This is a genomic window from Kordiimonas sp., assembly GCF_048260245.1.
In the GTDB taxonomy this organism is placed as follows: Bacteria; Pseudomonadota; Alphaproteobacteria; order Sphingomonadales; family Kordiimonadaceae; genus Kordiimonas.
Genome location: NZ_JBLXGZ010000008.1, coordinates 16,687 through 43,410, shown reverse-complemented (window position 1 = coordinate 43,410; position 26,724 = coordinate 16,687). Strand labels below are relative to the sequence as shown.

Below are 26,724 nucleotides of genomic sequence, written 5' to 3'. Positions count from 1 at the left end.
GTATCATTGCCAGTGGCAGCATACCGTCAAGCCGCCGCGTTCCGCCACCGGGCCAGTGCGGGTTCCACCCGTTCCATCAGCGACGGTAAAAGCGCCGGGCAGCTTGCCACGATATGATCGTGCAGCGGTGTTTGGCGGTTGAACATGAGCGTGCGCCCTGTGCCGGTTGAGAGATGCCCGCCCGCCTCAGAGATGATCAGGTCAGCGGCGGCGACGTCCCAGTCATTTTTGGGCCGAAGCGTGACGCAGCAATCAAACTGGCCATCGGCGATTTGACAGATGCGCAGTGCGATGGAGTTGGCTTGCTCGGTGTGCATATCCTCGGGCCAAGGTGTCGGCCACAGCTTCTTGGACTTGAAAGCCGAGGGGTCACCCATCATGCGGGCAGCCGCAAGGTTGCTTTGGTCCGACACGCGGATGTTCAGACCATTTTTGGTGGCGCCACGACCAGTTTCGGCAAAATAAAATGCATTTTTCACTGGCGCATAAAAGGCGGCGATAATCGGTTTTTGTTCCTGCACCAGCGCAACCGAAATACCCCAGTCGTCCCCGCCTGATAGAAATGCCCGTGTGCCGTCGATTGGGTCGACAATCCACAGCCTGCCACAGCGCAAACGGTCTGAGTGATCTTCGGTTTCTTCCGATAGCCAGCCGTAACCCGTGCGGTTTTGCATCAGGGTCGTGCGCAGGAATTCGTCTACTGCGAGGTCAGCTTCGGACACCGGGTTGTCAGGAGATTTATCCCACTGGTGGATGTCACGGGCAAAGTAGGAAAGCGCGATGCGTCCGGCTTCTTCCGTCACCCGGCGCAGCAGACGGGCATCGTCTGCCAAATTCCACGGGCAGGTGGTTTCGTCAAATGCCTCTGTATTGGTCACGCTTGCCTCATACGTCTTGTTCAGGCTTGTTGCAGGGCTTCAAGCCCCGGCAATCATCATGCCGTCAATCCGGATCGTCGGCGAATTGGTACCGTACCGGAACTCAAGGTCAGATGCTGGCACAAGATGCCTGAACATTTCCTTAAGGTTGCTGGCAATGGTGATTTCGCTTACCGGGCCACATAGCTGGCCGTTTTTGATGCGAAAGCCAGCGGCACCCCGACTATAGTCCCCGGTGACACCATTGACGCCCATGCCAATCAGTTCTGTGACGTAAAGGCCGTCTTTGATATCGGCCATCAAATCTTCGGGGCTCATCTCTCCTGCGTTCATGTAAAGGTTGCTTGTGGTAATGCCCGGCGGGGATGAGGTACCCCGGCTGGCATGTCCGGTGACATCAAGCCCCAGTTGCTTGGCAGTTGCGGCGTTCAATAACCAGCTTTTCAGCACGCCGTTCTCAACAAGGTTCTGTTTGCTAACACGCACACCTTCGCCGTCAAACAGCTTGGATTGCAGGCCGCGCCGGCGGAGCGGATCATCGCTTATGGTGACCCCGGGCGCCAAGATCTGCTCGCCCATCTTGTCCTTGAGGAAACTTGAGCCGCGCGCAACGCTCGCGCCATTGATGGCGCCTGCAAGGTGACCAAGTATGGAGTTGGCGGCACGCGGCGCAAACACAACAGGCAGCTTGCCGGATGGCATGCGCACGGGGCCAAGGCGGCGCACAGCGCGCTCGCCCGCTTCGCGCCCTACCCAGCCTGCGCTTTCAAGGTCACCAAAGTGGCGGGCGGAGGTAAATTCATAGTCGCGTTCCATACCGGTGCCTTCACCGGCAATGGCGGACGAGGAAACCGAGAAACTACTGCCCTGATAGTGCCCGGAAAAGCCGTGGCTGGTCGCAAGCGTTATTGCCCACGATGCGGCGCTGGCCCCGGCACCCGCCGAATTGGTCACGCCTTCAACTGCGCGTGTGGCGTCTTCGGCCTCGCGGGCGAGCTCTGTCAGCTTTTCCGCACTGACGTCAGTGTCGTCGTATAGGTCGAGGTCAGCGAGCGGGCCTTTGTGCAATTTGTTCTGGGGCGCGAGGCCGCAATAGTCATCGTCAGGCACGGCCTTGGCCATGGCAACGGTGCGTTCCACCAGATCCCTGAGGCTGTCGGCGCGGCGGTCACTGGTCGATACGCTGGCTTGCTTGTGCCCGATAATGACCCTGAGGCCGATATCTTGGCCCTCTGAGCCTTCGACATCTTCCAGTTTGCCCTCGCGCCACGACACACCGCGTGAACGTGCATCTACGGCAACGGCGTCGGCACCGTCAGCCCCCGCCTTTACCGCTTTTGAGACAAGGTCGGAAAGAAGGTCGAGTGTGCTGTCAGCCATGAAGTATCCTGAGGGCAAAAGTGAACATATATATGCGCGCCAATAAGCCACAGTTGGCGCGTCGGTTCAACGTCTTCTTGATGCGGGCTTGGTCGTCGCTTACTTCAGGTATTTCTCAAAAAACGCTAAAGTACGGGCCCAAGCGAGTTCTGCGGCATGGGCGTCATAGCGCGGGGTGGTGTCATTGTGGAACCCGTGGTTGGCACCCTCATACATATGCATCTCATAGGCTTTGCCGTGCTCCTTGAGTGCGGCTTCATACGCAGGCCAACCAGCGTTCACCCGTTCGTCCAGTTCGCCAAGGTGAATTAGCAGGGGCGCTTGAATGGCAGGGACATCTTCGGCCGGCACACCGCCACCATAGAAGGGCACCGCAGCTTTCAGGCTTGGGATTTTGGCGGCGAGACGATTTGAAACGCTACCGCCAAAACAAAAGCCCACACAGCCCACATTGCCGGTGCAGGCTTCATGTTCCTGCAGGTGTGAAACGGCGGCGGCAAAGTCCTCAACCATCTCATCGCGGTCCCGTTCGCGCTGCATGGTGCGGCCATCGTCGTCGTTGCCAGGATAGCCACCCAAGGGAAACAATGCATCGGGCGCGAAAGCGATATAGCCCGCGACAGCAGCTCGTCGCGCCACGTCCCGGATATAGGGGTTAAGGCCGCGATTTTCGTGGATCACCACAACGCCCGGTCTTTTATTCATCGCAGACGTACCTGTGGGCATAACCATATACCCCATCATATCGCCTGCGCCCATCGGTGAGCGGTAGGGCACATCCTGTGCCGTGATGCGGGCGTCGTCGGGCTTTACCTGCTCGGCCAGCGCATAATTAGGCAATACGCTTTCCGCCAGTGCGGCAACGGTGAGGCCACCAACCGCATATGCGCCCAGCTTTTCAAAAAAAGCCCGCCGCGACATCAGGCCATGGGCATATTTATCATATAGGTCCAGCACTTCTTGCGCTGGCCTGATGGTTTGGTGTTGTGTCATGGCATATCCCCCGATTCGCAAAATGTTGTGCCATATCTACCATATCTTGCCCATGTGGCGGGAATGACATTCTCGGGAGGCGCAGCCCGGCGGCTTTTCCGACAGCTCACAGGGCTCCACAATCAGCGCGCGGTATCTTGCCGCCTGACAATAGCCTCGGCGCGTGCGGTATCGCCCAGCTTGGTGTAGGCCTGTGATACAAACTCGCGGAAGAGAGGTGTTTTAGTTGCTGTAGCGGTTTCATAGAGATGGACCACGTGCCGCCATGCGTCATGAGCGCCAGCCTCATCGCCAGTTTTTATGAGCATATTACCTTTGAAAAGATACAGTTCACTGGCATGTTCAAGCGCGCCCGGTGCACGAAGATAGCTTGTGTCTTCACCTTCAAAATGTGCGGTCGCTTCTCTTAGCAGTTTGAGGGCACTGTCCGTATCGCCTTGTTTGTTCGCCAGTTGTGCCTTCAGCAGGCGGGTGCGGTGGGCAATCAGCCTTCTGTCGGTGCGGCTCATATCGCTGGATATGGCTTCCATGATCTGACCATTGGCGGTTGCCAGAATGTTTGCCGCGCGCTCCATGTCTCCTGCCGCGATCAAGACAGAAGCGTAATCCCGGTAGACATCGGCTGAATCCGCCAGCCACATCACGTTTAGTGGGTCCTGTTCGGTCAGCGTATTGAAGCTTTTTCGTGCCTCTTCAAGTAGCGAAAGCGCCTTATCGAGATTTTTTTGCTTGGCTTCAACCATGGCGAGGCGTTGTTGGGTCATTGCGGCGCGCCGGATAATGCGGAAGTTGCGGGGCTCGCGCTCAAGAATGTCTGCATAAATCATGTAGCGATGCAGGTAGGCCTCTTTCGCGTCAACATTTCTGCCCAGCACCATATATGTATTCGCCAGGTGCAGGTAACTGCTGGCCAGATTAACCCAGTGCTCTTTGACATCGGGGTGGTTTTCCACAACCCAGCGCCTTCGCGCCACACTATTGAAGCAGTTCTCAAGCGCTTCCTGTGGTTTGCCCAACGGTATATACTGCAGATAACAAAGGTTGGCTTCGGAATCGGCCAATTCTTCGGCCCAGCGGGTTTTCCGGATATGGTTTGCCAAATATTCCGTTGAGGGGGTGGTTTCATACCCGACGCGGTTCAGGCGCAGCCGTTCAGTGAAGTCCCGCTCAGCCGCAGCATAATCCCCTTGGCGCCGACTGAGATAGCCGGAGAAAAACAAGGCGGTCTGATAGCGCATTATCGCAGTCGAATCATTAGGGTAGCGCTGGAAAAGATCCTTCGCCCAGACAAGGGCCGTATCGAAATATTCGCGGGCGCGCGAACTTTCGCCCTTGCGTTCCAGTGCCTGCCCGAGGCGCAAATAGGCCGGGATGATTTGCGCCAGTTGGTGCAGGCTCATATTTTCAACGCCAAGATGGTTGAGGCGTTCAATGAATTTCTTTGAGGTGCGCTCCAGCACCCGCAGGCTCCCGGCCGTGATCAATTCATCATATACGGAGGTCATGATGAAGACCGTGAGCTCTTCGATTTCCCTAGTGTTTCTTTCTGCTTCCAGGCTTTTGGCTTTGGCAAGATTAAGCGCATCCTGAGCCTGATTGCGGGCATGGAACGCATCAAGGGCGAGCGCCCCCATCGCCGCCATGCCGACGCTGGCGGCAATGGCAAATGCGGTCACCCGTTGTTGGCGTCGGTGGTTTTCCCGCCTGACGAGGTCATTAAGGCCAATGCCCAGCATGCCGGCAATCAGCTTAAGGACTGCGTGGCGTTTGCCATCGCCGCTTTCGCGTGCATCCGCGGCCAGTCCGACGGCGGAAAAACCGGCCTGCTGGCCCTCTGTGGTGAACTTGTGCCGCAAGGCCTCAGGGAAGCATTCATTTACCGGGCTGTCAGCAAAGGGTATGCCATCGACAATGACACAGAATATTTTGTCGTCACCGTGCAGGCGCTTGAACTCCGCAATTTCACGGTTGACCAGTTTGGACTGTGCACCATCAGGAGAACATACAACGATCAGATACTCCGATGTGGCAATCGCCTCGAAAATATGGTCGGTCATATGGCCGGAGGCGGGCAATTCGTCCCGGTCCCGAAAGAAGCGGCCCAATCGTCTGGGGAGCGGGGCATCAGGGTGACTTTGCCTGATGTGTGAGGGGATGCGGTAACTCTCAAGTGCTTTCAGCAGCCATGAGGACCATTGATCGTCCCGGTGACTGTAGCTGATGAAAGCTTTGTATTTATACTCGCGCTTGTCCAAGCTCGCCCCCTGTTTACGAACATTTTTGACTATAGAAACCTATGCCCGCCATACCAGCCCTGATCCAGTCCATGCTGGTTTATTGTTTCGCTACTGTGGGGTTATGCGCAACACTTTTAAACGTTTATTCCGCGCGGAGAGCTATTTTTTTGATATTCATGTGCTTTACCGAACCATGGGCAATACTGTTGTCGCTCTGTCGCGCCCGCACCGCAGGCATTGTGGCGTGAAAACAGGACAAGGATAATGGGAGGGGCGCCAACCATATCTTGTGGAACGTATCGCGGTATATTGGCCCAGCCGCCTTACTGCCGCCTTACTTCCAGATTGGTTTGCCGTCGCCCGGAATGCCGAGGCTTTCCCAAAGCGCGTCCACTTTCTCGACCACGGTGCTTTCCATATAAATTTCGCGGCCCCATTCGCGGCTGGTCTCGTTGCCAACCTTATTGGTGGCATCAAGACCCAGTTTGCCACCAAGGCCCGATTTGGGGCTGGCGAAATCGAGATAGTCAATCGGTGTATTCTCTACGGTCACAATGTCGCGCACCGGGTCCATGCGGGTTGAGATGGCCCACATCACATCCTTCCAGTCGCGCGCGTTAATATCGTCGTCGACCACAATAACAAATTTGGTATAGACAAATTGTCTGAGGAAGGACCACACGCCCTGCATCACACGCTTGGCGTGCCCGGCGTAGGCCTTTTTCATGCTCACCACCGCGATCCTGTAGCTACAGCCTTCAGGCGGCAGCCAGAAATCGGTGATCTCGGGGAACTGTTGCTGCAAAAGCGGGATGAAAACCTCATTCAGCGCTTCGCCCAATATGGCAGGCTCGTCCGGTGGCCTGCCGGTATAGGTGCTCAGGTAAATCGGTTTTTCGCGCATGGTGATGGCGCTGATGGTGAACACCGGGAATTTCTCAACGCTATTATAATAACCTGTGTGGTCACCATATGGGCCTTCATCGCGGTAGTCTTCAAGGCTGACATGGCCTTCAAGTACAATCTCTGCCGTGGCGGGGACCTGCAGGGGTACGGTTTTGCAGTCGACCAGTGGTACTTTCTTGCCGCGTAACAGGCCTGCAAACTGATATTCGCTCAGGGTATCCGGCACGGGTGTCACGGCGGCCAGTATGGTACCGGGGTCTGCGCCGATGACGACGGCCGCCGGGATCGGCTCCCGCTTTACATCTTTCCAGCGCTGGTATTGTTGTGCGCCGCCCCGATGCTTCAGCCAGCGCATCAGCGTCTGGTTTTTGCCCAGCTTCTGCATGCGGTAGATGCCGAGGTTATAATTGTCTTCCGATTTGTCCGATGGCCCCTTAGTCACCACCAGCGGCCATGTGATCAGCGGCGCGGGTTCGCCCGGCCAGCAGGTCTGGATCGGTAGTTGGTCAAGGTCGATATCATCGCCTGTAAGCACGACTTCCTGTACCGGGCCCTTCTTGACCCGCTTGGGACGCATCGATAGCACTTGCTTGGCAAGCGGTAGCAGTTCAAGCGCATCCTTAAAGCCGCGTGGCGGTTCGGGTTGGCGGAGGAAAGCAAGGGTTTCACCCACTTCGCGCAACTCATTCGGTTCGCGGTTCATACCCCAGGCAACACGTTCAACGGTGCCGAAAAGGTTCACCAGCACGGGCATGGCGCATTTTTCGCCATGCTCGTTCACCACATTTTCAAACAGGATCGCCGGGCCACCCGCATGCAAGACACGGGTCTGGATTTCGGTCATCTCAAGCTCGGTCGACACCTGTTCCGTTACGCGGACAAGGCGGCCTTCACGCTCAAGGCGGTCGATAAAATCTCTGAGTGAATCGTAAGCCATAGCTGCCTTATAAACGCAGGTTTCCGCCGCGCCAAGCAGAGTTGCAATTGCAGCTCATCGCTTTCAGGTTTTTTTGCGCATTTCTGCCAAATATCTAGCTTGCCTGTTTTTTTTGTCAGTTGCACGGCTGGCCGGGTTTTTTGAATCACCCTGCGCGAAGAAGCGGCCCTTCAACCGGTCAAAGCTGCAGTCGTGCTGCATGGTAAGGAAGCACAGCATCAAACCGGCTTGATCAGCATAGAAGCATTTTTCGCCGCGGTCCCGTGCCGCTGCCATGCGCGCATGCATGAAATAGCTTGCCATGCGCGCGAAAGCCTTGTGGTTTGGGTGACTCTTGACCGCAAAGGCACCTGCGGAGATATTGCCCCACAAAGCGCCGGTGCTGTACGCGGTCTGAAGGTTCATGGTGGTGCCCAGCAGGATTGCGTCGCTATCATCGCGGCCGTCCCAAAGGGTTGATATGTCCCGCACTATTACGCCATCAATATCCGAAATCGCAACAAAGCTGTATTTTTCCAAATAGAATGGCAACCAGATGTACCGGGCAGTGATGCAATGCCCGAGAAATAGTTCCGGGTTGGTGTGTTCTTGTGCCGGGCTCGCATTTTCGCCCAGAAGCAGGTCAGGGTTGATGCCTTTGGGGCCGCTATGGTCGACAGAAACGTTTATTTTGATGCCGTGGCTTGCCTCAAACTGGTCAAGTACCATGCTTTCTGGCTCAAACCCCACGCAGTGCAGATGAATGGTGCCCGCAGGGGTGTTGTGCGCGAAACTTTCACAAAGATTGGCAAAAAACCGCTGGAAGTAGGCTTGGTCGGCGCTCAGCAACAGGCAGCCACTTGAAGGCGCGTGGCGGAAAGTGTGCTTGACGGTGCTGCTGTGCCAAGGGGCGGCATTGTTCGCGGGCGCCAGCGCGCGGGCGCGGAGGTCCGCCAGCGCCTCCGTAGGCATGACGTGTTCGCTGGGGCGGAAAAACTCCGTCGTTCGCCCGGCCGTGTTATTGGCCGCAACAAAATCGGTAACTGAATCGCGCACCTTGCCATCCAGACATTTTTGCAGGCCCCTATAAATATGGATATTTTTATCCGGCCGGCCAGCCAAACGCTCAAGCGCAGCAATTGCTTGCTTTGGGGTGGGGATGTTGTCGGAAGCGGGCTTCCCTGCAGTTGCGCTTTTGCGGGAATGGAAACAGGCCCAGAAATTGAAATCGCACACATAGCTGAAATGAGGTTCATTGGCGGATGCACGCTCCAGCCAGAGACTACTCAGTTCATATAGCCTGGCCCAGTTTCTGCGCGCCGCCTGAATGAGGATGAAGTCAAAAAGCAGGCGTAAGGGTAGTGCTTCGGCTGTAACATCGGACAAAAAGACATAATTGGTGGAAGCACTGAAACGTGATAACAGGCTGGCAACCCTCATTTTTTCTTCGGCGGTTTGCCCGGCCGGGTCTGTCATCATCCAACGGCTGACGCGGGTGCCTATCAGATGGCGGTCGTCATGAGACAGAATTACACGCGGTGCCCACCAGTAAATGGGGAACTGAAACGACCGGTGAAACGCGGTTTCGTCTTCTGTCTTATGCACGCTACGCAGCATGGCGGCGGCTTTGTCGGTCAAAAGTACGGCAGGGTCATCCTTGGACATCGTCATGATTTCTGAGATGTGGCGGAACATGACGGCCAAACCTTCCCGAACGCGTTGCGGATTCGATTATCGCCTACAGCTTTAGAGTCCAAAAGCCGGCTGGGTCAACCGTAATATATGACTAGGAAAAAATGCGAACTGGCATAACCCCGCCAACATAATAGGCAAGTTCTGCGGGTTCGCTGATGTCAAATAACAGAATATCTGCGCGTTTGCCCACTTCAAGCGTGCCGCGGTCGTCGCCAAGCCTGAGCGCACGGGCTGCGTTTATGGTGATACCGCGCAGGGCCTCCTCTGGCGTGAGGCCAAAAAATGTGCAGCCCATGTGCAGCATAAGCTGAAGTGATAGCACGGGTGACGAACCTGGGTTAGCATCGGTCGCCAGTGCCATGTTCACACCAAACCGGCGGAACATCTCGACAGGCGGTTTTGTGGTGTCCTTGAGCACATAAAAGGCGCCCGGCAGCAGCACAGCCACAGTGCCAGCGTGCGCCATGGCACGCGCGCCTTCATCATTTGTATGCTCCAGATGGTCCGCCGACATGCCACCGAATTTGGCCGCAAGTGTGGCGCCTGACAGGTCGGACAGTTGGTCTGCGTGCAATTTGACGCGCAGGCCGTGTCTGGTGGCGGCTTCAAACACCCGTGTTGTCTGTTCGGGCGAAAAAGCAATGCTTTCACAGAAGGCATCAACACAGTCAGCCAGTTTTTCCTGTGCAACGGCGGGGATCATCTCTTTGCAGACAAGGTCTATATAGCCATCGGCATCATCTTTGTATTCAGGCGGCAGCGCATGGGCGCCTAGGAACGTGGTGTGGATATCCAAGCCCGCAAGCTCGCCCGCGTGTTTGGCAGCGCGCAGCATCTTCAGTTCATCCTCAAGCGTAAGGCCGTAGCCGGACTTGATCTCAACTGTGGTGACACCGTCCAACTTGAGGCGGGCAAGGCGTTTGGCCGCGCTTGCCGCCAGTTCATCCTCGCTTGCCTTGCGGGTGGCTGTCACGGTGGAGAGGATGCCGCCACCGCGTTTCGCGATTTCTTCGTATGATGCACCGTTCAGGCGTTCTTCAAACTCCCGCGCGCGGTTACCGCCATAAACAATATGGGTGTGACAGTCGGTAAAGCCGGGCAGGGCCCAGTGGCCGGCGGCATCCACTTCTTCCCGCGCCGCACTGCCGGTGAATCCCTCGGCAGGTCCAACGTATTCGAGTCGATCGCCCTTCGTCGCGAGCACACCGCCCAAAACCGCTCCATAGGGTGCACCACCTTCGGTCATGGTGGCAATGTTCACATTGCGGATGATCAGGTCATACATAGGGTTGGCGTCCTTTCGGCTCATCATGCAGCGGTTTATCATATCTGTCGCTTGACAGAAAGCCTCACTTGTATGAACTTGTATATACAAGTTGGGGGCGGTCATGCAAAAGCATTATTTCAAAGAAGGACTGATTGGTGGTGACTGGGTCACGGGTATCCGCCTGCATGTTGACGCAGGCGGGCTGATCAGCAAACTTGAGACCGACGTGAAACCGGCGAAGGGTGAGGCGGCGCATGGCACTGTGCTGCCCGCGATGCCAAATCTGCACAGCCATGCCTTCCAGCGCGCTTTTGCAGGGCTGGCCGAATTCAGGGCGCCGGGCCAGTCCGACTTCTGGAACTGGCGTAATGCCATGTATCATTTTGCCGCGTACATGACACCTGAGGCCGTGGAAGTGATCGCCAGTGCGCTTTATATCGAGATGCTGAAAGCAGGCTATTCGGCTGTCGGTGAATTCCATTATCTGCACAACAGCCATGTGGATCAGGCGCTGGCCATGTCGCGCGCTATTATTACGGCGGCGGAACAAACTGGCATGGCGCTGACACACTTGCCGGTGCTATATCAAATGGCGGATTTTGGTGGTGTACCTGCGAACAAGGGACAGGCTCCCTTTCTGCATGAGGACGATGAGTATGGCCGTCTGCTGAAAATTCTGCGGCCCCGCCTTACGGGGCGGCATAAGCTGGGCCTATGTTTCCACAGCCTGCGGGCCGTGCCGCAGGCGGCATTTGCGCCCGCCATTTCAGCGATGAATGAGCTGGATGACAAGGCGCCGATACACATTCATATTGCCGAACAGATGCGCGAAGTGGATGCCTGCGTGAAAGCCACCGGCAAACGCCCGGTGGAGTGGCTGCTGGCCAATCAGCAGGTTGATGCGCGCTGGTGCCTTATCCATGCGACCCATGTCAACGAGGCCGAGTGGCGCGGCATTGCCGAGCGCGGCGCGGTGGTGGGCCTGTGCCCGACAACTGAAGCCAACCTGGGCGACGGCATCTTCCCTGCGGCTGAGTATCTCGCGGCGGGCGGGTGCTTCGGCATCGGCTCCGATAGCCACATCAGCATAGACCCCCGCGAGGAATTGCGCCTTCTTGAATATGGCCAGCGCTTAACCCGGCACGCCCGCACTGTGCTGACAGCGGCGGATGGCGGCCATACAGGTGAATATTTGTGGCGGCAGGCTGCGATGGGGGGTGCGCGGGCACTTGGTCAGCCAATCGGCGAAATTGCGGTAGGCAAGCGCGCAGACCTTATTGTGCTGGACCGCACCAGCCCTACATTTGCCGCCAGCGCCTACGGTCAGGTGGTAGACGCCTTTGTTTTTGCAGGCCAGCCAAACCCCGTCAGTGACGTAATGGTCGCAGGTGAATGGGTGGTGACCTGCGGGAAACACGCCAAAGAAGACGAAGTCTTCGCAAACTATAATGACCTTGTTGGCCGCATTGCCGCCAAGATGGAGGACATGTGATGACCCTGCCGCTACCGCGTTACGAACAGGTCAAGCGCCATATCATGGAAGCTATTGAGGCGGGCAGCTATGTGGCGGGCGACAAACTGCCAAGCGAGAACGAGCTTGTGCGTGCGCTGGGTGTGTCGCGCATGACAGTGAACCGCGCGCTGCGGGAGTTGACAGAAGAAGGCCATATCCTGAGGCGTGCGGGCATGGGTAGCTTTGTAGCGGACCGCCGCATGCGCGGCCACGCGGCGGATATCCTCAGTATCCGTGAGGAGTTGGCTGCGCGCGGTGAGCGTTGGTCCGCCGATGTGTTGGTGCTTGAAGCCCGCGAGTTGCCGAAGGATGTTGCCGCTGAGTTTGGCTGGCAGGAACGGGCGCACGCCTATTACCTCCTTGTGCTGCATAAGGGAGGCGGCGTGCCCATGGAGCTTGAGGAGCGCTGGGTAAACCCGGATGTGGCGCCGGAATTGATCGCGCAGGACTTTGCCCGGCAAACACCAACAGATTATCTGCTGGCGGTCGCGCCACTCCTTCGGGCCGAACACGTTGTGCGCGCCGTTGGGGCCAGTGCACGTGAAGCCAAACATCTTGAAATTCGTCGCGGCAGCCCGTGTCTTGAAATCGGCCGCCGCACCTGGACCGGGGAGCGTGTCGCAAGTTACGCGCGGCTCCTGTACCCCGGTGACCGCTACGAGCTGACGGCGCGTTTTTCGCCTGTCGGCGCTTCAAGCAACAGCTGAACACCCGCGAAGAAGGGACATGAAAATATGAAAAATCGCCCCGATATCCACGCACCGCACGGTGCCACGCTTTCGTGCAAGAGTTGGGCAACGGAAGCGCCCATGCGCATGCTGATGAACAACCTTGACCCTATGGTGGCCGAGAACCCAGAAGATCTGGTGGTATACGGCGGTATTGGGCGCGCTGCCCGCAACTGGGACTGCTATGAGGCGATTGTCGCCACACTCAAAGGCATGGACGAAGATGAGACATTGCTTGTGCAATCCGGCAAGCCGGTGGGTGTCTTCAAAACCCACATAGATGCGCCGCGTGTGCTGATCGCGAACTCCAACCTCGTACCCGCATGGGCGAACTGGGACCACTTCAACGAGCTCGATAAAAAAGGCCTGATGATGTACGGCCAGATGACGGCAGGGTCATGGATCTATATCGGTAGCCAGGGCATCGTGCAGGGCACGTATGAAACCTTCGTCGAAATGGGTCGCCAGCACTTCGGCGGTGACCTTTCCGGCAAATGGATTTTAACCGCAGGCCTTGGCGGCATGGGGGGCGCACAGCCGCTTGCGGCTACCATGGCGGGCGCGAGCTGCATGGCGATTGAGTGCCAGGAAAGCCGTATCGATTACCGGCTCAAGACCGGGTATCTCGACACCCGGGCTGATACAGTCGAGGAAGCGCTGGCGATTATTGAGCGTTCGCACAAAGACGGCAAAGCCATTTCTGTTGGTGTACCCGGTAACGCCGCCGAAATTCTGCCCGAAATGGTGAAAAAAGGCATCCGGCCTGACGTTCTGACAGACCAGACGTCCGCCCATGACCCGGTGAACGGCTACCTGCCGGTCGGCTGGACGGTTGAGGAATGGTTCACCAAACGCGAGACGGACCCAAAAGCAGTAGCCGCCGCGTCCAAACCGTCCATGGCGGTACATGTGAAGGCCATGCTGGCCTATCACGAAATGGGTGTGCCAACGGTTGATTATGGCAACAACATCCGTCAGGTCGCGTTTGATGAGGGTGTGAAAAACGCCTTCGACTTCCCCGGTTTTGTGCCTGCCTATATCCGCCCGCTGTTCTGCCGCGGTATTGGCCCGTTCCGCTGGGCTGCCCTCAGCGGTGACCCGGAAGATATCTACAAGACGGATGCGAAGGTGAAAGAGCTGCTCCCCGATAACCCACATCTGCATAACTGGCTTGATATGGCGCGGGAACGTATCCAGTTTCAGGGCTTGCCTGCGCGCATCTGCTGGGTGGGCCTGGAGGACAGGCACCGCCTTGGTCTTGCTTTCAATGAGATGGTTAAAAATGGCGAGCTGAAAGCCCCGGTGGTGATTGGACGCGACCATCTGGACAGTGGCTCGGTCGCGAGCCCGAACCGCGAAACCGAAAGCATGAAGGATGGCTCCGACGCGGTGTCGGATTGGCCCCTTTTGAACGCGCTTCTGAATACCGCGTCTGGCGCTACATGGGTCAGCCTGCACCACGGCGGCGGTGTTGGCATGGGCTACAGCCAGCATTCCGGTGTTGTGGTGTTGTGTGACGGCACAGAAGCTGCGGCCAAGCGTGTTGGTCGTGTGCTGTGGAACGACCCGGCCACGGGTGTCATGCGCCACGCTGACGCCGGCTACGATATCGCACAGGAATGTGCGCGAGAAAAGGGCCTCAACCTGCCGATGCTGGCAAAGGCATAGAGAAGGGCACGTCATGAGTAACCATCAAATGATCCGCAAAGCGGGTGAGTTCACGCTTCACGACCTGAGGCATATATATGAAAAGCCAACCGAGCTGGCGCTTGACCGCGCGGCGCAAAGCCGGATTGAAGACGCCCGCAAAACGGTGACGGACCTAATCGAACGCGGCGAGACAGCCTACGGCATCAATACCGGCTTTGGCCTGATGGCCAATACACGCATCAAGGCGGCGGACGTTAAACGCCTGCAGGAAAACCTTGTGCTCTCGCACGCTACCGGCACCGGGGAGCCGCTCAAGGACGGGGTGGTGCGGCTTGTGCTTGCGCTCAAAGCCACCTCGCTGGCGCAGGGGCACTCGGGTGTGCGGCCACAACTGATAGACGCGCTGCTCACGCTTCTCTCTCATGAGGTTTATCCTGTCATTCCGGCAAAGGGGTCTGTGGGCGCATCGGGTGATTTGGCGCCGCTTGCCCATATGTCTGCCGCGCTGCTGGGGCACGGTGACGTGCGTCACGCAGGCAAGGTCATGACTGCGAAAGACGGACTCAAAATCGCGGGGCTTGAACCCATGACGCTGGAAGCCAAGGAAGGCCTCGCGCTTCTCAACGGCACGCAGGTTTCAACAGCGCTTACGCTTTCCGGCCTGTTCGAGATCGAGAACGTCTTCGGCTCTGCCATGCTTGCGGGTGCGATGAGCGTGGACGCGATGAAAGGCAGCGATGTGCCGTTCGATGCGCGTATCCATGCCGTGCGCCGCCAACAGGGGCAGATCGACACGGCGGCAACGTATCGCGCTTTACTGGAAGGCTCCGAGATCCGCCACAGCCATGACGACTGCGAAAAAGTGCAGGACCCTTATAGCCTGAGGTGTCAGCCGCAGGTGATGGGGGCGGCCCTTGGTGTGATGCGCCAGGCAGCAGAAACCCTGCTGATAGAAGCTAACGCGGTGACCGATAACCCGCTTATCTTCCCCGAGGAAGGCGATATTCTCTCAGGCGGGAACTTCCACGCTGAACCGGTGGCCATGGCCGCTGACATGCTGGCGATTGCGGTGTCTGAAATCGCGTCGATCTCGGAAAGGCGCACCAGCCTGCTCGTGGACCCCAAAATGTCCGGCCTGCCGGCGTTCCTTGTGCAGGATGGCGGGCTTAATTCCGGCTTCATGATTGCGCAGGTGACCACCGCCGCGCTGGTGAGTGAAAACAAAACCTACGCCCACCCTGCCAGTGTTGATTCTATCCCCACATCCGCGGGGCAGGAGGACCACGTATCCATGGCGACCTTCGCCGGACGTCGCCTGCATGACATGGCAGAGAACGCCGGCGCAGTGGTTGCCATTGAACTGCTCGCGGCGGCGCAAGGGGTTGACTTCCACCGGCCGCTGCGCTCTAGCCAGCCACTGGAGGAGGTGCACACCCACGTCCGCGAACGGGTGGATTTTTACGAGCAAGACAGGTATTTTGCCCCTGATATTGAAGCTGTGCGCCGTTTGGTGGCAGCAGGTACCCTCAACCGGTTTGTGGACAGCTTACTGCCCTCGACCTACCTAGGGAGCATACAATTTTGAGCACCGTCTATTCCCTGACACGGGGTCATAGCCCCCTCATTGTTTCCATGCCGCATAGCGGTGAGGCGCTGGGGCGGTTCGGCGCGCGCATGACAGATGCGGCGCGCCAGATTCCGGATACGGACTGGCACCTGCCGCGCCTGTATGATTTCCTGCCTGAGTTGGCGGCTACGGTGCTGGTGGCCAATTACTCACGTTATGTGATTGACCTCAACCGCGACCCGTCGGGCAAAAGCCTTTACCCCGGCCAGAATGTGACCGAGCTTTGCCCCACCACCACGTTTGCCGAAGAGCCCGTCTACCGGGGCGGCGAAATACCGGATACGTCAGACGTGGGCGCGCGGGTGAAAACATACTGGCAGCCTTACCATACCGCGCTTGCAGCGGAGATTGAGCGGGTCAAGGCCATGCATGGTTACGCCCTTGTGTGGGACGCGCATTCCATCCGGTCCCATGTGCCGCGCTTCTTTGATGGCCGCTTGCCGGACTTCAACCTTGGCACCAGTGACGGTGCGTCATGTGATGAAGGGCTGGCAAAACAGGTTTACGCCGCCGCAAAAGAGACCGGAGGCTTTACCAGCGTGCTCAACGGCCGTTTCAAGGGGGGGTATATCACCCGGCGGTACGGTCGTCCGGCTGAGGATGTGCACGCCGTCCAGCTTGAGCTGTCGCAGGCTACATACATGGAGGAGAGCTATCCCTTTGTGTACCGGGAAAGCGCAGCGCCAAAAGTTGCCGCACCCATCCGCCGCATGATGGAAGCCATGCTGGCCTGGCGGCCTGAAGTCGCGCGGTTCAGATCCAGCGCCTGACCCGCGCTTTGTAGGCCAGATAGTCCTTGCCAAACTTTGCGGTCAGCATGCGTTCTTCCCGCATGATATAAAAGTGCTGGATCAGTGCGATGAAGATGATGAGCGGCGCGAGCGGTGACCATCCGCCGGTAAGCGGCCAAAGCCCCAAAAGCGCGAGCACCATGGCTACATACATCGGGTTGCGGGTGACCTTGTAAGCCCCCTCCGTTACCAGCGTCTCAGATTCGCGCCCCGGCAGGAAGGTGGTGCCCGCACGCACAAAACGGTTTTTCTCCCGCACCGCGAGCCAAACGCCAAACACTGTGAGCAGCAGGCCATAAACATGTGCAAAATGCTGCCCCGTCTCAAGCCAGCCCAGCACATGCATGCTGGCAAGCGTCAGCAGAAACAGGTGCGGTGGGTATATGCGGTAAGGTTTTTCCTGTTGTTGTTCGTTCATGGCCGTTCCCTCACGTCGCAAAAAGCTGGCTCGGGTCTTTGAAGGCCTTGAACTCAAGCGCATTTCCTGCGGGGTCGAGAAAGAACATGGTGGCCTGTTCGCCAACCTCGCCTTCGAACCGTATGCCGGGCTCGATGATGAATTCCACTTCCGCCGCCGCGAGGCGCGTTGCGAGGTCATGCCAGCCGTCCCAGTCAAGCACCACGCCATAATGGAAACTGGGCACGGCTTTGCCGTCCACATCATTGACATCCGGCTGGCCCACAGGGGTGCCCAGGTGCACGACAAATTGGTGGCCGAAAAAGTCGAAATCTACCCATTTGTCTGTGGACCGCCCCTCGGCGCAGCCCATCAGGCCACCATAAAACGTCCGCGCGGCTGCGAGGTCATCAACGGGCACGGCAAGATGAAAGGGCTGCACCATGGGTTTCTCCTATTTTTTCATCAGGTCCATGACGGCGATAGTCATGGCTTCTACGCCTGCCTTGATAGAAGGCTCTGGCGCGATCTTGAAGAAGGGCGAGTGGTGACCCGAGACGGCAGGCCCGCCTTCCTCGGCTGCGTCGATCCATTCCTGTGGTGTACCGCCCACGTAGAAATAGAAACCGGGTACGTCCTCTTCTGTCATGGTGAATTCGGAGAAATCCTCCGCGCCCATGCCGCGCTGTACGTAGGGCAGAAGCTTGTCTTCACCCAGTTTTTCGCGAAGCGCCTTGTCGAGGCGCTCGGTCAGTTCCTCGTCATTCACTGTTGTGGGCGCGCTCGTGACCGAAAGCTCCACCGTTGGCAACATGTCTTCGGGCAGGCCAGCCACGCGGCCGGTGTTCTCTGCAATGCGCTTGATGCCCGCCAGCAGCTTAGCGCGCACGGCTTCGTCGTTTGAGCGTACCGTCAGCGTCAGTTTCGCCTCGTCCGAAATGATGTTGTTTTTGTTGCCTGCGTGGAAAGTACCCACGGTGACCACGCCCGGATCAAGCGGGGAAATCTCGCGCGAGACAAGGGTCTGCAACGCGTTCACGATTTGCGCGCCAATCACAATCGGGTCCTTGCCCAGATGTGGCGAGGCCCCATGCGTGCCCACGCCGTGTACGGTAATGTGTACGCTGTCGGATGAGGAGAACATGATGCCGCTTTTATAAACCACCTTGCCTGCGGGTACGCCCGCGGCCACATGCAGCGCCAGCGCATAATCGGGCGTGCCGAAACGTTCGTAGATATCGTCTTTGATCATGGCTTTCGCGCCGGAAATCACCTCCTCCGCAGGTTGGCCCACGAGCATCAGTGTGCCGGACCATTTGTCCTTGTGCGCCACAAGGCGTCGCGCCGTGCCAATGAGGCTGGTGATATGCATATCATGGCCGCAGGCGTGCATCACCGGCATCTCGACGCCGTTCATATCCACCTGAGTGGCTTTGGACTGGTAGGCAAGCCCGGTGTTTTCCTTGATCGGTAGGCCGTCCATGTCGGCGCGCACCATGACCAGAGGGCCGTCGCCATTTTTCATTTTGGCAACAACGCCTGTGCCTGCAACACCGGTGGTGACATCAAAACCGAGCTCTTTCAACTCTGCTGTAATTTTGGCTGCGGTGCGGGTTTCGCGGAAGGAAAGTTCCGGGTTCTCGTGAAAATCCAAAAACAACTTTTCAAGATACGGATAGTCGCTGGCGACTTCATCGCCAAGATCTGCGGCAAAAACCGGTGCGCTGATGGCCGTTGCGATCAGAAGTGCTGTGGCATGTTTCAGGTATTTCATTGCTGTATCCCCCCAAGGCAGGCTATTTGTTTTTAATCGAGGGTGATATTTCTGCACACCAATAGCTGTCTTGGCAATGCCTGGATATGTCGCAGGGCGGTATCGGGCCTGAATCCGTCCAATTCATTCGGCAGGATGATTTTTTTTTACATCGGTGAAATTGTGTCGTTGACTCGGGGGGGGCGCTTGGGTATTCACGGCGGCGGAGAGGTGGCTGAGTGGTCGAAAGCGCTCCCCTGCTAAGGGAGTATACTGGCAACGGTATCGAGGGTTCGAATCCCTTCCTCTCCGCCACTTACCCACAAGGCGTTGTGTTTATTGAGTTTCTCCTCAGATAGAGACAATTTTCCCCTAGTCTTCCCCACACATTGTTTTTCAGTTAGTGTTGTGTTTGTCACATCATGCCTTAAAACTGCACTTTAGTTTGCCATGGCGGGTGGTGAAGTGCGGATGATTTGTGGAAAACTTTAAGTATCCCCTATATACTGCGCGGCATTCTTTGAGATGGGGTACGTTATAAATGAATATTGTTTTTATTTTGATGGGGGCTCTGGCAGTTGTGCTGCTGGGCTTTCGGGCGCAGGCCATTGGCCGCGCCCTCGGGCTGCTTGATGACCCAAGCTCCGAAGCTCATAAATTTCATGCAAACAAAACCCCGTTGGTCGGATCAATCCTTCTGGCGGCGGGCATGGTGTTTCTGGTTGTCGATATTTTCATCAGCGACCTGCACCGTGAATATTTGTCTATCTCCTGCTTTGCTGGCGCCATGTGTGTGCTCGGTATTATTGACGACAGGGTCAAGCTATCCTGGGTCAGCCGTTTTTTCACGCTATGGCTTATTGTCGCGGCGTTGATTGCCGTCTCACCGGATTTGCTGATCAGTGATCTGCACTGGTCGTGGGGGATGTCCACCCACCTTGGCTCCATTGCAGGGCTGCTGTTTACCGCCCTGTGTTTGGTTGGCATGGTCATCGCCCTGAACATGATGGACGGTTTCAACGGCGGGATACTGTCGCAAGGTATCGTCTGGTCGCTGATATTTGCGGTCCTGTCGGTATCACAACAGGCGGTAATGCTATATCTCGCGTTGGTGCTTGGTATCATCTTCGCCTTTAATATGGCGGGCCGCCTGTTCATGGGGGACGGCGGGGCCTACGCCCTTGGCCTTGTAATGGGCGCTTCGGCAATCTTGATGTATTCAACCGAAAGCACCAGCCCGGTCTATGCCGATACAATTGTCGTGTGGCTGGCGTTGCCGGTGTTCGACTGCCTGCGGGTTATTTTCTGGCGCAAGCTGAACGGACACAGCCCTTTTCTCCCGCGCCGCGATCACTTGCACCATCTGATCATGCGCCGGGCGGGGCCAAAAGCGGCGCTTGCCTATGCTACGACCTTCACAGCATCCAGTGGTGTTTTCGCGCTGTATTTTCCGCAACTGAGTTATCTTGTCGTGTTTGCGCAGCTTGGCGTGTTGGCGCTTTCCGTCGCGATTTTGTCCAAGGCTGAACGCGTTGAGAGCGCCAAGCGGGTCGCCGCGGAATAAGGGCTTGGGCTGGCGCGCCTCGACCCCGTAAGAAAGCCTTTCCGGTGCATGTTGCGCCGGCAGGGTGGCAGGTATAGCGGGCTATGCGCAGTTGCGGGCAGGTGCTTTTTCCGGCCGCGTGACGGTAAAACCTTTTAACTGCCACATTTGCACGTTAGGTCTGGCTTTCACGCTATGCCAACACAAAAACATCCGGGGGCCAACTCGGTGCGCGCCACACTCGCTGCCACATTTGCTTCACTTCTGCTAACCCAGCCCCTTACGGCGCAGCCTTCTTGCGGCAAGAGCGGCTTTGCCGTGGGGTTCACGCTTGATGTGCCAGAACGGCAGAAATCCCTGCGCAATCTATTGTTGTCCGTTTCGCGCCTTGAGGAGAAGGACGGCGACTGCGTGGCGTCACTCGCAAGGGTGGATTCCAGCCTTGACGCAGACATTGAAACTTTCAGGCGGGTCCTGAAATCCGAGGGATATTATAACGCGGTGCTGGACAGCCGGGTTGAAAACGCGGGCGACAATGTGAGCCTGGTGGTGTTTGTCCGCCCCGGGCCGCGCTATGGCCTTGAACAAATCACCACGACTTTTATCGAGAACGGTAGCGAAGTCACCCTCGAGAATGCAGAACCATCGCTCATTGAGGGGCAAACGGCCCGGTCGGAGGATATCGTCGCCGCCGAACAGCAATTGCTGAACTTTCTTGGCGACCAGGGCTATCCTTTTGCCCTGGCAGATGAACGGCAGGTCATTGTGGACCACGCAACACGTGGTGTTGCTGTGCACTACCGTATCGACACCGGGCCGAAACTGCGCTTCGGAGCGATACAGTATCAAGGACTTGAACGCACCGAAGCGTCTTATCTGGACCGCATGGTCCCCTGGATGGACGATGAGCTGATCGAGCAGTCGGAAGTCAACGAGTTTCGCAAGCGGCTTATGTCTTCGGGGTTGTTTCGCTCAACTTCTGTCACGGTTGAGCGACCGGAAAACACTGCAGAGACAGCCGAGGTGAACCATGCGCCTATCGCGGTGAAACTGGAAGAAGCGCCACCGCGCCGTGTTGAACTGGGTGCCGGGTATTCCACAGGTGAGGGCTTTGATACTGAGGCATCGTGGTCTCACCGAAATGCCTGGGGTCGGGGCGAAAACCTTAAGCTGTCGGCACGGGTGGGGGAAAGTGAACAAACCTTGCGCGGCGACTTGCGTAAACCGCATTTTCGCCGCTATGAGCAAACGCTGAATTTGACCGCGCGGCTGGGCCGGGAAAACACGCCAGCCTACAAGGCGCATCTGATCGAAACCTTTGCCGGGCTTGAACGGCGGTTGAATGAGCGGCTTGTGGCGTCGGTCGGAATTTCGGGCAAGGCCACACAGGAACGCGACGACGGAGTGCGCACCGAATATGTTATTGCGGGTCTGCCATTGGGACTGGGCTATGACAGCACAAACTCGCTGCTTGATCCTAAAAACGGGTTCAGGGCGCACATGCGGGTACAGCCCAATCAATCACTGATTGGCGATAGCTTCTTTTTCCTCAGCAATGAATTAAAGGCATCGGCCTACTGGACACCGGGTGAAAATGGCCGGGTCACGCTTGCGGCCCGCGTGCGTGCGGGCGCCACGTTCGGCGCAGGCGAAAACCAACTGCCCCTGTCAGAGCGTTTTTTCGCCGGCGGTGGTGGTTCGGTGCGCGGCTTTTCATATCAGGATCTGGGCCCAAAGGATGATGATGGCGACCCGCTTGGTGGCCGCTCGGTGGCGGAGCTGGCCGTTGAGGCCCGGGTGCGTGTCAGCGAGAGCATAAGCCTGGTCCCTTTTCTTGATGGTGGCGCGGTCTATAACACAACCACGCCAGACTTTGGCGAGTTCCGCTGGGGTACCGGGATGGGGGTGCGCTATCACACATCTGTGGCGCCAGTACGCCTTGATGTGGCTTTCCCTCTGGGGCGCCGGGAAGGCGAAAGCGCTGTTGCAGTATACCTCAGTGTGGGGCAGGCATTTTGAGCGCGGATAAAAACATAACCCATCACCCCGGCGACGGCTGGCGCAAGACAATCCGGCGCGTGCTGCTTGGGCTGGCGATACTGGTTGCGGTTGCTGCGGGCCTGTTGGGTGCGTCCCTTTTGTGGGCTCGTTCCGAAGCAGGCATGGCATGGCTGGCGACCCGTATAAGCAGTGATCTTGACGGGAACGGCCTTGATATTGAGGTCGCGGCTCTTGAGGGGGATATCTTTTCGCGCTTTTCCGTCCTTGGTCTTCGTATTGCGGACAGGGAAGGGGTTTGGCTGTCGGCGCCGCGCCTGACGGTCGAGTGGGCGCCGTCGGCCCTGTTGTCGCGTCGTCTTCACATCATGGAGATTGCCGGGCAGCCGGTTGCGGTATCCCGTATGCCAGTAGCGGACGCATCCCAAAAGCAGCCGTCAGGGAGCGGGGAACTGCCGCTGGCGATCCGTGTTGATACGGCGTCCCTGCCCATACGGTATGATGGTGACAGCTACACGCTCGCCGTGACAAAAGCTGCGTATAAAAACCTGACATTTCGTGGCCAGGCAAGTCTCGTAAACGCGGACAATACTGACAGGGTTAGCGCCCTTTTTTCATGGGCGGATGATACTGCCGCATTTGCCGCAAAGGCGGATGTGCAGGGTCGGGCTGGTGGGCTGGTCGCGGGGCTGCTTGGCTTAAAAGGGGGCGACAGTGTGGCCGTCACGCTTGACGCCAATGGCACGACGGAGGAATGGACCGGCAGCATTGTCGCGACGGTGCCGGAAAAACTGTCGCTCCAAGGTGAAGCTGAAGGGCAGGGCGACCGTTGGAATATAGGACTGCGGCAACAAGAAAACGCCTTTGTGCCTGAGGCACTGGCCACGCTGTTCGGCGGGGCGGCGGAGGCTGATATCCTGCTGCGCCCCAGGAGCATGTCGAACACACAAGTGGATATAAAGCTTCGTGCTGAGGGCGCTGATGTGACCCTTGCCGGGCGGGCGAACCTTGACGGTGGTTTCAGCCTTACAGATGGCGACCTGAGCCTGGAGCTGGCACAGTTTTCCACTGAAAGCGTGAATATGGCCAAGGTGGCCCTTCGGGGTGAACTTGAGTTGCATGACAGCACCGCCAACCTTACCTATACCGCCCAGATGCAAAAGCTCACCACTGCGGGCTTGGTCTTCACCGGTATTGATGCGTCGGGCACTGCGGCACTCAATGCTCAGGACCTTACGGGCGAGGTAGCGGCACTGGCCCTCAACCTTACACCGCCGGGACTGGAGGAAACCCGCGTCCGAGCCGCGGATGGACGTTGGTCCTACAATATGAAATCCCAAGCCTGGCAAGTGTCTGCCTCACAAGCCACCGGGTCCGGGCTGACCGCGCGGGATGCCATGGTCAAGGGTGGGGCAGGCGGTATTAAGGCCGCTTCCGGGCAAGCCGAGGTACCGACGGCATTCCTCACCCGCTGGCATGACGGACAGCTTACCGGCGGACGTCTGCTTCTTGATATTCGCTCGACCGGTGTGACCGAGGACAGTGCGCGGCTGGTTGGCACCATCAAGGGTGAAAAGATTACGTATGATAGCTCCGCAATCGCCGAGCTTGTCGGGTCCGCGCCGACACTTGAGGCCCGCCTGGTTATCACGGGCAGCAAGGTCAATATAAGTAAGGCGACCCTTGTGGCATCAAATCTTCAGGCTAACGCCACGGGGCAGGTGGGAGGCAAATCCATCGATCTGGATTTCAGTGGCAAGATTGGCGCGCTGGAAAACCTATTGGGTGAGAGTGCCATTCTCGCGGGTGAGACGGCTTTCTCTGGTTCGGTGAAGGGGGATAGTGCGGCCCCGACCATACTGTTTGAAACCACTCTGGCTGAGATAGATGCCTATGGTCTGCCCTTTAATAACCCGCGCATCACACTTGCGCTTTCAAAGGCTGCCCAAGGGAACGCGGGATTAACGGGTGAAGTGGCATTGCTCGCCGACAGTCCGGCAGGCGCCACCAGTCTTAAAAGCCCGGTAGCGTTCACCAACGGCACCCTGCGCTTGGCGCCCATAAACCTTACAGCCCCGGGCCTTGAGGCGACGGGTGCCCTGTCGTGGAGCGGCGATGCGGGGCTGAAGGCCGAGATGACCGGTCAGCTGCGCGACCTCGCGGGTAAAGGCTTGCGGCTTCGGGGCGATGGCTCAGTTTCGTTTAATGTTGCCATGCAGGGCGATAATATGGAGGCGGGTGTCACGCTTGACATGGCTGAATTCAGGTTGGTGCGTCCGGGGCGGTTCCCGCTTACGGTTGAGATTGCAAAGGGTAATGCCCATTTCCGCAAGCAAGCCACAACCATCAGTTATGACGCTGATATCTCCGCCCGCAATATCAACTATGGTGCGCAAAAAATCGATAGCTTCAGCATTAACGGCACATCGTCCGACAATGCGCCGATGATCGCCGATCTTAAAGGTTATTATGGTAACCGGTTCGACCTCAATATTGCGGCCCATCCCCGCAAAGGCGGCGCGGATATGGACATCACCGCAGTCTATGGCGATGCCAGATTTTCTACCCGTGATCCGCTTTTGGTGCGCTGGGGCGGGCCGCAAGACCTGCTTGTTGAATTGCCTGTCACGGATGTGGCCGGAGGCACGCTGCAGGCAAAGCTCTCCCTCGAGGCGCAGGACCTGAATATTCAGGTCAATGCTGACGCCTTGTCCATGACCCTGATGAACCTTGTCCGTCCCGGTTCGGTTGAGACCGGTACACTGGATGCAGACATCACCTTTGAGCGGCAAGCCGGCACCGAGACCGGTAACGCGGAGATAACGTTTCAGTCGCTCACGTTGCCGCGGTGGCGGCTGGCGGCAGCACCGGACGAATATGCCGGTAAACTGCGTGCGACCATGCAGGAAGGCGCGCTTACCTTTGAGGGTGGGTTGACAGAGGCAGGCCGTGAGTTTGGTAGCCTGACCGGTAAAATACCATATGAAAGACTGGATGGGCGTCAAGGCTATGCCATTCGCGCTGGTGCACCGCTGGCGATGGAAATTGTCTGGAGCGGCGATGTCGCCCCGGTGTGGCTGCTGGCGCGGCGGCCGGAGCACATGTTGACCGGGACCCTCGACGGCAAGATTACCCTGTCCGGCGATCTGAATGACCCGTATTTCGAAGGCCAGTTGGACCTCAAGGATGGTCACTATGAATATGAGCCATTGGGTCTTGTTGCCGAGATCGAGGTATTGCGTGTTGCGGGCACACAGGAGCAGATTGAGTTGGCTGAATTACGTGCCAATGACGGGGACGGTGGTATGCTGACAGGCGAAGGTGCGTTTGCGCTATCATCCAAACTCTCCTTCCCCGGACGCTTAACTGCAAAAATGAGCGATTTTCAGGTGGCGCGCCTGGATGAGTTGAGCGGTAAGGCCTCTGCTGAACTCGTGTATGAACGCACGGAACAGGCAGCCACGCTGTCCGGTCAGGTGGAAACCGGGCCAATGCGGGTGAAAATGCCCAAGGAACTGCCGCGCGGTGTCGTTGAGATTGATGTGATCGAGATCAATGGCACGGAAGACAACGGGGGCAGCGCCCTTGCCAATGACCCGCAGAAGAACTTGCCGACCAACCTCTCCCTTGCCATTGAAGTACCCGGCCGCTTTTTCTTTGAAGGCAGGGGGCTGAAAAGTGAATGGCAGGGCGAGCTTATGCTTGGCGGCACCAGCGATGAGCCCGAGATCACCGGCAATATGTCTATTCGCGATGGTTCCTTCAGTTTTGGGAGCAAGACTTTTGAAATAACTAACGGCCAACTGGCGTTTCGGGGTGGTTCGACCATTGACCCGGATATTTCGGTGACGGCTGTGCACAGTACCCCCAACCTTGAGGCCCGATTGCAAATCAGTGGGCCGTCATCGGCGCCGGAATTCACGCTGACGTCCAGCCCATCCTTACCGGAAGACGAGATTATGGCGCGTGTGCTGCTTGGCAAGTCAGTCTCGGACTTGTCTGCGTTCCAACTGGCTGAACTTGTGGTGGCGATGGATACATTACGTGGCGGCGGAAGTTTTGATGTGATGGGTAAGCTCAGGCGTGGGCTTGGTCTCGACACGCTCTCTTTCGGGCGCATTGAAGACGATGACGAGACGGCGACGACAATAACCGGTGGCAAATATCTGCGCAAAAATATCTATCTGGAGGTTGAGACCTCGACCGCAAGCAGCGAGACGGCAACCAGGCTCAAGATCGATATTACCAGAAACCTGCTGGTGGAGACTGAGCTTGGCCCCCGGCAAGGCAGTAGCCTAAGGCTTAAATGGTTCTGGGATTACTAAGGAATCTGCTTTTTTTATATGGCCAGCCATATGGAATTCTGCCCGGCTAGGCGCATTACATTCACAATTAGTGTTTTGGATAAACTTATTATTAACGCTGATGGCCTAAGGAAGGTCTATCATATAA

The 26,724-nt window shown here is 57.5% G+C and carries 18 protein-coding genes and 1 tRNA gene; 9 read left to right on the top strand and 10 right to left on the bottom strand.

What is annotated here, in order from left to right; genetic code table 11:
- Positions 1 to 26 precede the first annotated feature (26 nt).
- From ACN0VM_RS06250 to hutI, 7 genes are all read right to left on the bottom strand, one after another.
- The gene (locus ACN0VM_RS06250; RefSeq protein WP_417449999.1) at positions 27 to 878 is read right to left on the bottom strand and encodes a 3'(2'),5'-bisphosphate nucleotidase CysQ; all 852 of its coding nucleotides are present in this window, start codon (positions 876 to 878) and stop codon (positions 27 to 29) included.
- 39 nt (positions 879 to 917) lie between these two features.
- Positions 918 to 2,258, bottom strand: a complete 1,341-nt coding sequence (locus tag ACN0VM_RS06245; RefSeq protein ID WP_417449998.1) for a TldD/PmbA family protein — start codon at positions 2,256 to 2,258, stop codon at positions 918 to 920.
- Positions 2,259 to 2,357: 99 nt separating this feature from the next.
- On the bottom strand, positions 2,358 to 3,251 hold the full coding sequence (locus ACN0VM_RS06240) for a dienelactone hydrolase family protein (protein WP_417449997.1): 894 nt from the start codon (positions 3,249 to 3,251) through the stop codon (positions 2,358 to 2,360).
- Positions 3,252 to 3,373: 122 nt separating this feature from the next.
- Positions 3,374 to 5,506 carry a TIR domain-containing protein gene (locus ACN0VM_RS06235; protein ID WP_417449996.1) on the bottom strand — a complete coding sequence of 711 codons (2,133 nt, stop codon included), beginning with the start codon at positions 5,504 to 5,506 and terminating at the stop codon, positions 3,374 to 3,376.
- A 316-nt stretch (positions 5,507 to 5,822) separates the two neighbouring features.
- Positions 5,823 to 7,331: a UbiD family decarboxylase gene (locus ACN0VM_RS06230; protein WP_417449995.1), complete on the bottom strand. Its 1,509-nt coding sequence runs from the start codon at positions 7,329 to 7,331 to the stop codon at positions 5,823 to 5,825.
- 63 nt (positions 7,332 to 7,394) lie between these two features.
- A complete protein-coding gene (locus tag ACN0VM_RS06225) occupies positions 7,395 to 9,005 on the bottom strand; it encodes a hypothetical protein (protein WP_417449994.1) in 1,611 nt (536 codons plus the stop codon).
- A 91-nt stretch (positions 9,006 to 9,096) separates the two neighbouring features.
- Positions 9,097 to 10,317, bottom strand: a complete 1,221-nt coding sequence (gene hutI, locus ACN0VM_RS06220) for an imidazolonepropionase (RefSeq protein WP_417449993.1) — start codon at positions 10,315 to 10,317, stop codon at positions 9,097 to 9,099.
- A gap of 76 nt (positions 10,318 to 10,393) precedes the next feature.
- Between hutI and ACN0VM_RS06215 the strand changes: the two genes are divergently transcribed.
- The 5 genes from ACN0VM_RS06215 to hutG are packed head-to-tail and all read left to right on the top strand — an operon-like array spanning position 10,394 to position 16,560.
- The gene (locus tag ACN0VM_RS06215; RefSeq protein WP_417449992.1) at positions 10,394 to 11,764 is read left to right on the top strand and encodes a formimidoylglutamate deiminase; all 1,371 of its coding nucleotides are present in this window, start codon (positions 10,394 to 10,396) and stop codon (positions 11,762 to 11,764) included.
- Positions 11,764 to 12,492, top strand: coding sequence for a histidine utilization repressor (gene hutC, locus ACN0VM_RS06210; RefSeq protein ID WP_417449991.1), 729 nt, complete (start codon positions 11,764 to 11,766; stop codon positions 12,490 to 12,492). The genes ACN0VM_RS06215 and hutC overlap by 1 nt, the downstream gene beginning before the upstream one ends.
- Before the next feature lie 27 nt (positions 12,493 to 12,519).
- Positions 12,520 to 14,181, top strand: a complete 1,662-nt coding sequence (gene hutU, locus ACN0VM_RS06205) for a urocanate hydratase (protein ID WP_417449990.1) — start codon at positions 12,520 to 12,522, stop codon at positions 14,179 to 14,181.
- A 13-nt stretch (positions 14,182 to 14,194) separates the two neighbouring features.
- On the top strand, positions 14,195 to 15,748 hold the full coding sequence (gene hutH, locus ACN0VM_RS06200) for a histidine ammonia-lyase (RefSeq protein WP_417449989.1): 1,554 nt from the start codon (positions 14,195 to 14,197) through the stop codon (positions 15,746 to 15,748).
- Positions 15,742 to 16,560 (top strand): N-formylglutamate deformylase, encoded by an 819-nt coding sequence (gene hutG, locus ACN0VM_RS06195; protein ID WP_417450073.1) that lies wholly within the window; start codon positions 15,742 to 15,744, stop codon positions 16,558 to 16,560. Before hutH ends, hutG begins: the two co-directional genes overlap by 7 nt.
- Here hutG and ACN0VM_RS06190 read toward each other — a convergent pair.
- From ACN0VM_RS06190 to ACN0VM_RS06180, 3 genes are read right to left on the bottom strand one after another with little or no spacing between them, the layout of a single operon-like run.
- On the bottom strand, positions 16,544 to 16,999 hold the full coding sequence (locus tag ACN0VM_RS06190; RefSeq protein WP_417449988.1) for a methyltransferase family protein: 456 nt from the start codon (positions 16,997 to 16,999) through the stop codon (positions 16,544 to 16,546). The genes hutG and ACN0VM_RS06190 overlap by 17 nt on opposite strands.
- A 10-nt stretch (positions 17,000 to 17,009) precedes the next feature.
- Entirely contained in the window at positions 17,010 to 17,423 is a 414-nt protein-coding gene (locus ACN0VM_RS06185) for a VOC family protein (RefSeq protein WP_417449987.1), read from the bottom strand.
- A 9-nt stretch (positions 17,424 to 17,432) separates the two neighbouring features.
- A complete protein-coding gene (locus ACN0VM_RS06180; RefSeq protein ID WP_417449986.1) occupies positions 17,433 to 18,752 on the bottom strand; it encodes an amidohydrolase in 1,320 nt (439 codons plus the stop codon).
- 204 nt (positions 18,753 to 18,956) lie between these two features.
- Between ACN0VM_RS06180 and ACN0VM_RS06175 the strand changes: the two genes are divergently transcribed.
- The 4 genes from ACN0VM_RS06175 to ACN0VM_RS06160 all read left to right on the top strand — a co-directional run bounded on the left by ACN0VM_RS06175 (position 18,957) and on the right by ACN0VM_RS06160 (position 26,597).
- Positions 18,957 to 19,046, top strand: a tRNA-Ser gene (locus ACN0VM_RS06175).
- 226 nt (positions 19,047 to 19,272) lie between these two features.
- A complete protein-coding gene (locus ACN0VM_RS06170) occupies positions 19,273 to 20,295 on the top strand; it encodes an MraY family glycosyltransferase (RefSeq protein WP_417449985.1) in 1,023 nt (340 codons plus the stop codon).
- A 174-nt stretch (positions 20,296 to 20,469) separates the two neighbouring features.
- A complete protein-coding gene (locus tag ACN0VM_RS06165; RefSeq protein ID WP_417449984.1) occupies positions 20,470 to 22,293 on the top strand; it encodes an autotransporter assembly complex protein TamA in 1,824 nt (607 codons plus the stop codon).
- Positions 22,290 to 26,597, top strand: coding sequence for a translocation/assembly module TamB domain-containing protein (locus tag ACN0VM_RS06160; RefSeq protein WP_417449983.1), 4,308 nt, complete (start codon positions 22,290 to 22,292; stop codon positions 26,595 to 26,597). Before ACN0VM_RS06165 ends, ACN0VM_RS06160 begins: the two co-directional genes overlap by 4 nt.
- Positions 26,598 to 26,724: the final 127 nt, after the last annotated feature.